Origin of the sequence: Spirillospora sp. NPDC052242 (genome assembly GCF_040679555.1) — a bacterium.
In the GTDB taxonomy this organism is placed as follows: domain Bacteria; phylum Actinomycetota; class Actinomycetes; order Streptosporangiales; family Streptosporangiaceae; genus Spirillospora.
Genome location: NZ_JBFAUZ010000022.1, coordinates 129442 through 136311 on the forward strand (window position 1 = coordinate 129442; position 6870 = coordinate 136311).

7 protein-coding genes are annotated in these 6870 nt (G+C 75.5%); all 7 read right to left on the reverse strand.

Annotated elements, in window-relative coordinates; all coding sequences use genetic code 11:
* Nucleotides 1–13: 13 nt before the first annotated feature.
* Entirely contained in the window at nucleotides 14–940 is a 927-nt protein-coding gene (locus tag AB0L25_RS19765) for an LLM class F420-dependent oxidoreductase (protein ID WP_500174070.1), read from the reverse strand.
* A 42-nt stretch (nucleotides 941–982) separates the two neighbouring features.
* A complete protein-coding gene (locus tag AB0L25_RS19770) occupies nucleotides 983–2275 on the reverse strand; it encodes a sensor histidine kinase (RefSeq protein ID WP_500174071.1) in 1293 nt (430 codons plus the stop codon).
* Entirely contained in the window at nucleotides 2275–2979 is a 705-nt protein-coding gene (locus tag AB0L25_RS19775) for a response regulator transcription factor (protein WP_500174073.1), read from the reverse strand. Before AB0L25_RS19775 ends, AB0L25_RS19770 begins: the two co-directional genes overlap by 1 nt.
* A 42-nt stretch (nucleotides 2980–3021) precedes the next feature.
* Nucleotides 3022–3942 (reverse strand): S1C family serine protease, encoded by a 921-nt coding sequence (locus tag AB0L25_RS19780; RefSeq protein WP_500174075.1) that lies wholly within the window; start codon nucleotides 3940–3942, stop codon nucleotides 3022–3024.
* 19 nt (nucleotides 3943–3961) lie between these two features.
* Nucleotides 3962–4909: a VWA domain-containing protein gene (locus AB0L25_RS19785; RefSeq protein WP_500174077.1), complete on the reverse strand. Its 948-nt coding sequence runs from the start codon at nucleotides 4907–4909 to the stop codon at nucleotides 3962–3964.
* On the reverse strand, nucleotides 4906–5853 hold the full coding sequence (locus AB0L25_RS19790; protein ID WP_500174079.1) for a DUF58 domain-containing protein: 948 nt from the start codon (nucleotides 5851–5853) through the stop codon (nucleotides 4906–4908). The genes AB0L25_RS19785 and AB0L25_RS19790 overlap by 4 nt, the downstream gene beginning before the upstream one ends.
* Nucleotides 5850–6870: AAA family ATPase (locus tag AB0L25_RS19795; protein WP_500174081.1), on the reverse strand; the 1021-nt coding region annotated here is incomplete at its 5' end. The genes AB0L25_RS19790 and AB0L25_RS19795, both read right to left, overlap by 4 nt.

Consider the following 6870-nt stretch of genomic DNA (forward strand, 5'->3'; position numbering starts at 1 on the left):
ACCGGAGCCCCGGTCAGAGCTTGCCCATCACCTCGGCGGCGATCAGCTCCAGGTGCTCGAGGTCGGACAGGTCGAGGACCTGCAGGTAGAGCCGCTCGGCGCCCAGCTCGCCGAACCGGCCGATCTTGTCGACGAGCTCCTGCGGGGTGCCCGCCAGACCGTTCTCCCGCAGCTCCTCGGGCTTGCGCCCGATCGCGTCCGCGCGGCGCCGCACCTCGGCCTCGTCCCGCCCGCAGCACACCACCTGCGCGGCCGAGTACACCATCGGCCGGGTCCGGCCCGCGTCCCGGCAGGCCGCCCGGACGCGCTCGAACGCCGCGCCCGTGTCGTCCAGCTGGTGGAACGGCACGTTGTACTCGTCGGCGTAGGCCGCGGCGAGGCGCGGGGTGCGCTTCGCGCCGAACCCGCCGATCAGCACCGGCGGGCCGCCCGCCTGCGCGGGCTTCGGCAGCGCGGGCGAGTCGGTGAGCGTGTAGTGGTCGCCGCTGAACGAGAACGTCTCGCCGGACGGCGTCCCCCACAGGCCCTTGCAGATCTGGAGCTGCTCCTCGAGCTTCTCGAACCGCTCGTTCAGGCTGGGGAACGGGATGCCGTAGTGGGCGTGCTCCTCCTCGAACCAGCCGGTGCCGAGACCGAAGTCGACGCGGCCGCCGCTCATCTGGTCGACCTGCGCGACGGAGATCGCCAGCGGGCCGGGGAGGCGGAACGTCGCGGCCGTCACCAGCGTGCCGAGCCGGATCCGGCTCGTCTCGCGGGCGAGGGCGCCGAGCGTGACCCACGAGTCGGTCGGGCCCGGCTCGCCCGTCACGTCGCCCATCTTGGTGTAGTGGTCCGAACGGAAGAAGGCGTCGAAACCGAGGTTCTCGGTCGCCTTCGCGACGGTCAGCAGTGTCTCGTAGCTCGCCCCCTGCTGGGGCTCTGTGAAGATCCGTAGACGCATGTCTCCATCCTGGTACCCGGACGGCGGTGCTCGCGCCGCGGGTCAGCCGCCGGGCGGGCCCGGCGGGGAGCCGAGGGGGGAATCGAGGGGGGAATCGAGGGGGTTCGTCTCGGGCGGCGCCGCGCTCTGCGGGCCGCTCCCCTCGCTCGGGAACCACAGGACGAACGTGCTGCCCTCGCCCTCCGCGGAGAACAGCCGGACGTGGCCGTGGTGCGTCTCCACGATCTGCCGGACGATCGCGAGCCCGAGGCCCGTGCGGCGGTCGCCCGTCCGGCGGTCGTGGTCGCGCGTCCGGCGGTCCTGCGCGCCCCGGTAGAACCGGTCGAAGACGCGGTCCTGCTCGTGCGGCGCCAGCCCGGGGCCCGCGTCGCCGACCGCCGCCCACAGCCAGCCGCCGGCGGCCCCGGCCCCGACCGTGATCGCCGACCCCTCGGGCGCCAGCCGCACCGCGTTCGACAGCAGGTTCCCGACGGCGCGGCGCAGCGCGTCGTGGTCGCCGATCAGCACGAGGCCGTCCCGGATCCGGTGCTCCAGGGTGAGCCGCCGGACGGACGCGAGCGAGCCGAACTCCTCGGCGGCCTCGCGCGCCACGACCGCGAGGTCGACGTCGGCGTCCTCCAGCGCGGGCGCCGAGCGGCGCGCCGTGGCCAGCAGGTCCTCGACGAGCCGCGTCATGCGGGTGGTGGCGCGGTCGACGACGTCCACGGCGCGGCGCCGGTCGCGCTCGTCGGCGTCCGGCGCGCTGAGCACGGTGTCGAGGTTCGCGCGGATGATCGCGAGCGGGCTGCGCAGCTCGTGCGAGGCGTCGTCGATCAGCCGCCGCTGCGACTGGAACGCGCTGTCGAGGCGGTCGAGCATCGAGTCGACGGTGTCGGCGAGCTCGCGCAGCTCGTCGCGCGGCCCGGACAGCCGGATGCGGCGGGACAGGTCGGTCGCCTGGATCTCCTCGGCGGTGCGGGCGATCGCGCGGACCGGTTTCAGCGCCCGGCCCGCCAGCACCCAGCCGATGCCGAGGCTGGCGACCAGCAGCCCGCCGAGCGTCCCGAGCGAGTAGTTGCGCAGGGTGCGGCGCGTCTCGTAGTTGACGGCCTGCTCCACCTGCTGCACCTTGACCACCTCGACGTCGCCGAGCCGCACCCCGCCGACGTACTTCTGCGCCTGGTAGGTCTCGGTGATCGGCTGCGCCTCGGTGCTGCGGACGACCGCGAGGTACGTCCCGCCGAGGACGAGCGCCGTCACGGCGAACAGCAGCGTCGAGTACAGCACGGTCAGCCGGAACCGGATCGACTGGGCGAACCCGGGCAGCGGCGGGCGCCGCATCCGGAACGCGGGCATCACGCCTCCCTTCTCGTGGCCTCGCGGAGGCGGTAGCCGTGCCGGACGACCGTCTCGATCAGCGGGTCCTCGCCGTCCCCGGCGAGCTTGCGGCGCAGCGTGCCGACCGTGACCCGCACGGTGTTGGTGAACGGGTCGGCGTTCTCGTCCCACACGTGCTCGAGGAGGTCCTCGGGCGAGACGACCTGGCCGGGCCGGCTCATCAGGTACCGCAGCACCGCGAACTCCTTCGGGGAGAGGTTCAGCCGCCGCCCGGCGCGGGACGCCTCGCGGCGGCCGGTGTCGAGCCGCAGCTCGCCGACCGTCCACACCGCCGACCCGCCGCCGCTGTCGCGCCGCAGCAGCGCCCGCACCCGCGCCAGCAGCTCGGGGAACGCGAACGGCTTGACCAGGTAGTCGTCCGCGCCCTCGTCCAGGCCGCGGACCCGGTCGGCGAGCCGGTCCCGCGCGGTCAGCATGAGGATCCGCAGGTCGGGGCCGGTCTCGCCGTCCAGCTCCCCGGCCCGGACGGCCCGGCACAGGTCGAACCCGTCGCCGTCCGGCAGGTTCAGGTCCAGGATCATCAGGTCGTAGGACGCCGCGTACAGCTTCTGCGACGCCTCGTTCACGTCGTACGCCACGTCCACCGCGTAGTCCGCACGGACCAGGCCGTACCGGAGCGCCTCGACGAGGTCCTCTTCGTCCTCCACCACGAGCACTCGCATGGCGTGACGTTATCCTCCCCCGCTCCCCCGTTCGCCCCGGTTTCAGCCGACGATGCGGCGGACGCCGTCCACCGCCCGGTCCGCCGGGATCGCGAACCCGATGCCGATCGACCCGCCGCCGCGCACCGTCGCGATGGCCGTGTTCACCCCGATGACCTCGCCGCGCGCGTTCACCAGCGGCCCGCCCGAGTTGCCCGGGTTGATGGACGCGTCGGTCTGCAGCGCGATCTGCCGTTCGCGAGGACCGAGCCGCACCTCGCGGCGCGGCGCGCTGACCACCCCGGCGGTGACCGTCCCGGCCAGCCCGAGCGGCGACCCGATCGCCAGCACCGGGTCCCCGACCCGCGCGTCGGCGGACCGGCCGAACGTCAGCGGGGGCGGCGCCTCGGACGCCGGGACGGCCAGCACGGCGAGGTCGTTCGCGGTGTCGGAGCCCACGACGCGGGCGTCCAGGCGCCGCCGGTCCGGGAGGACCACGGTGACGTCGTCGCTCCCGTCCACGACGTGCGCGTTCGTCAGGACGTGCCCGGCCGCGTCGATCACGAAGCCCGACCCGCCGCTGCTCCCGCTTCCCGACCTGACCTCCACCTGGACGACGCTCGGCAGGACGCGCGCCGCGACACCGCTGAGGTCGCCCGCGCCGTCCACCGGCCCGCCCGCCGACTGCGTCACGACGGACGCCCCGCCGTCGCGGGTGAGCACGGCCCCGGCCGTCCCGGCCAGCGCGCCGGTGATCGCCGCGGCGGCGATCGCCGTCACGATCACCCCGCGCGGGCGCCGCACCATCGGGCCCGGACGTCCCGGACGTCCGGGCGGCGGCGCCGCGGGCGGGACCGGCGGGACGACCGGCGGCCACACCATCACGGGCCGCACGGCCTGCGGGGGCGGCGGCGGCGCGAAGTCGGGCCCGTGCGGTTCGCCCAGCCCGATGCGGGCGTCCCCCGGATGTCTTCCGTGATTCATTGTCGACTCCCTCGTGCGATCAGGGGATGCGGGAGAACCAGAGCAGCGACGTCAGCGCCGCGATGCACGCGGCGACCAGGCCCGCCCCGACGAACCAGGCCCAGATCTCGCGCTGCTCGACGCGGTACCCGACCGTGCTGCCGATGTCCGCGTAGACCTGCCGCAGCTCGTCGCCGCTGGCCGCCTCGTAGAACCCGCCGCCGGTCTGCTGCGCGAGCCGCTCCAGCGCGGGCCCGTCCACCGGCACCGGCAGCGGCGTCCCGTTCTGGTAGATCACGCCCTCGGCGGTGCCGTACGCGATCGTCGAGACCGGCACCCCGGCCTGCACCGCGCGCTGCGCGGCCTCCTCCGGGGTGCGCCCGGCGGTGTTCGTCCCGTCCGACAGCAGCACGACGTGCCCGGGCGGGGCCTCCTCGCCGAACTGCGCCCCGAAGTCGGAGATCGCCTGCAGCGAGGCGAACACGCCCTCGCCGATCGCGGTACGCGGGCCGAGCGCCAGCCCGTCGATGCCGGACCGGACGGCGCGCCGGTCGGTCGTCGGCGGCACCGTCACCGACGCCGACCCGGCGAACGCGACGAGCCCGACGTTGAACCGTTCGGGCAGGCCGTCGAGGAACGTGCGGGCGGCGCTCTGCGCGGCCGCCAGCCGGTCCGGCTCGACGTCCTCCGCCTCCATCGAGCTGGACACGTCCACCGCCAGCATGATCGTCGCCTGCTCGCGCGGCACCTCGACGTCCGCCGCCGGGCGCGCGAACCCGGTGACGAACAGGCCCATCATCAGCAGGAACGCCGCCGCCGGGACGTGCCGGCGCCAGCCGGGCCGCAGCGGCGCGACCTTCTCCAGCAGCGCGAGGTTGGTGAACCGGGCCGCGTACCGGCCGCGCCGCAGCTGCATCACGACGTACGCGGCGGCGAGCCCGGCGAGCGCGACCGCCAGGAACAGCCGCTCGGGCGACAGGAACGTCACGCCGCACCTCCCGGGACCGGGCCGGGCGCCGCGACGGCGAGCCGCCGCTGCGCCATCACGTGCCAGGCGATGTCGCGCACCCAGTCGCCGTCGGTGCGCAGCCGCAGGTGCGCGGCGCCCGCCCGCCGCAGCCCCGCCGCGATCGCGGCGCGCTGCTCCATGGCGGCCGCCGCGTACCGCTCCCGCAGCCGGCGGCTCGCCGTCGGGACGTCCCGCCGCCGCCCCGACTCGGGATCGACGACCGTGAGCAGCCCGACGTCGGGCAGCGTCAGCTCGCGCGGGTCGACCACCTCGACCGCGAGGACCTGGTGCTGCACCGCCAGCAGCCGCAGCGGCCGCACCCAGCTCTCCGGTGGTTCGAGGAAGTCCGACACGACCACCGCGAGGCCGCGGCGCGTCCCGGCCGTGCGGCGCAGCAGGTCCGCGCCCGCGCCGAGGTACCGTCCGTCCGGGGCGTCCTGCGGGGTGCGGGGCGCGTCCAGCAGCGCCCGCAGCAGCGCCAGCAGGTGCGGGCGGCCGGTCCGCGGCGGGACGAGCCGCGCCCCCGAGCCCCCGACGATCTGCGCGCCGATCCGGTTGCCGGTGCGGTCGGTGAGGAACCCGACGGCCGCGACCGCCGCCACCGCCAGGTCGCGCTTCTCGACCCGCCCGGTGCCGAAGTCCATGCTCGCGGTCGCGTCGACCAGCGCCCACGTCTCCAGCTCCCGGTCGGCGACGCGGTCCCGCACGTGCGGCACCGCCGTCCGGGCCGTCAGCGACCAGTCCATCGCGCGGACGTCGTCGCCCGGCGCGTACTCGCGTCCCTCCGCCGGCTCGGAGCCGGGGCCCGGCATCAGGCCGAGGTGGTCGCCCTGCAGCAGCCCGTCGAGCCGCCGCACGATGACGATCTCCAGCCGCCGCAGCGCCTGCTCGGGCGCGAGGTCGCGCAGTCGGGGAGCCGTCACGCCGCCCGACCCCCCTCCGCCCCGCCGGGCCCCGGCGCGCCGGTCCCGCCGAGGCCGTCCACGCCGGGATCGCCGTCGCGCGGCGCCAGCCGCGGCTGCGGCACGACCGCCGCGATCCGCTCGACGATCGCGCGCGGCGACACCTCGTCGGCGAGCGCGTCGAACGACGGCACGAGCCGGTGCGCGAGGACGTCCCCGCACAGGTCCCGGACGTCCGCGGGCAGCACGTAGTCGCGGCCGCGCAGCAGCGCGAGCGCCCGCCCGGCGGCGACGAGCCCGAGGGTCCCGCGCGGGCCCGCACCGTAGGTGAGCAGCCGCGCCAGGTCGGGAGCCCCGTACCGGGCCGGGTCCCGGGTCGCGCCGATCAGCCGCACCGCGTACCGGGCGACCTCGTCGTGCACGAACACCCGGTCGGCGGCGCGCCGCAGCTCCGCGAGCCGCGGCGGGTCCAGCAGCCGGGACGCCGCGGGCGGGTCGACGCTCATCCGGTAGAGGATCGCCAGCTCCTCCTCCTCGGAGGGATAGCCGACGTCGATCTTCAGCAGGAACCGGTCGCGCTGCGCCTCCGGGAGCCGGTACACGCCCTCCGACTCGATCGGGTTCTGCGTCGCCAGCACCAGGAACGGGTCCGGCACCGCAAGCGTCCGGCCGCCGATGCTGACCTGCCGCTCCCCCATCACCTCGAGCAGCGCCGACTGCACCTTCGCGGGCGCCCGGTTGATCTCGTCCGCCAGCACCACGTTCGCCATCACCGGGCCCGGCTCGACGTCGAACGCCTCCTCCGACGGCCGGTAGATGCGCGTCCCGACGATGTCGGACGGCACGAGGTCGGGGGTGAACTGGAGCCGGGCGAACGAGCCGCCGACCACCGTCGCGAGGGTCTGCGCGGCGAGCGTCTTCGCGACGCCCGGCACCCCCTCCATTTCTGGGCATGCCGAGTATGGCGAGCAAGAGCACAGGAACCGGTGGCGGAATCGAGATGACCACGAGTGCATAGCCAGTAGGAGAAGCGACGTG

Bases quoted from the DNA above. Each gene is read 5' to 3' on its own strand.
- AB0L25_RS19775 (WP_500174073.1), bottom strand. From the start codon at position 2,979: ATGCGAGTGCTCGTGGTGGAGGACGAAGAGGACCTCGTCGAGGCGCTC.
- AB0L25_RS19765 (WP_500174070.1), bottom strand. From the start codon at position 940: ATGCGTCTACGGATCTTCACAGAGCCCCAGCAGGGGGCGAGCTACGAG.
- AB0L25_RS19780 (WP_500174075.1), bottom strand. From the start codon at position 3,942: ATGAATCACGGAAGACATCCGGGGGACGCCCGCATCGGGCTGGGCGAA.
- AB0L25_RS19770 (WP_500174071.1), bottom strand. From the start codon at position 2,275: ATGCCCGCGTTCCGGATGCGGCGCCCGCCGCTGCCCGGGTTCGCCCAG.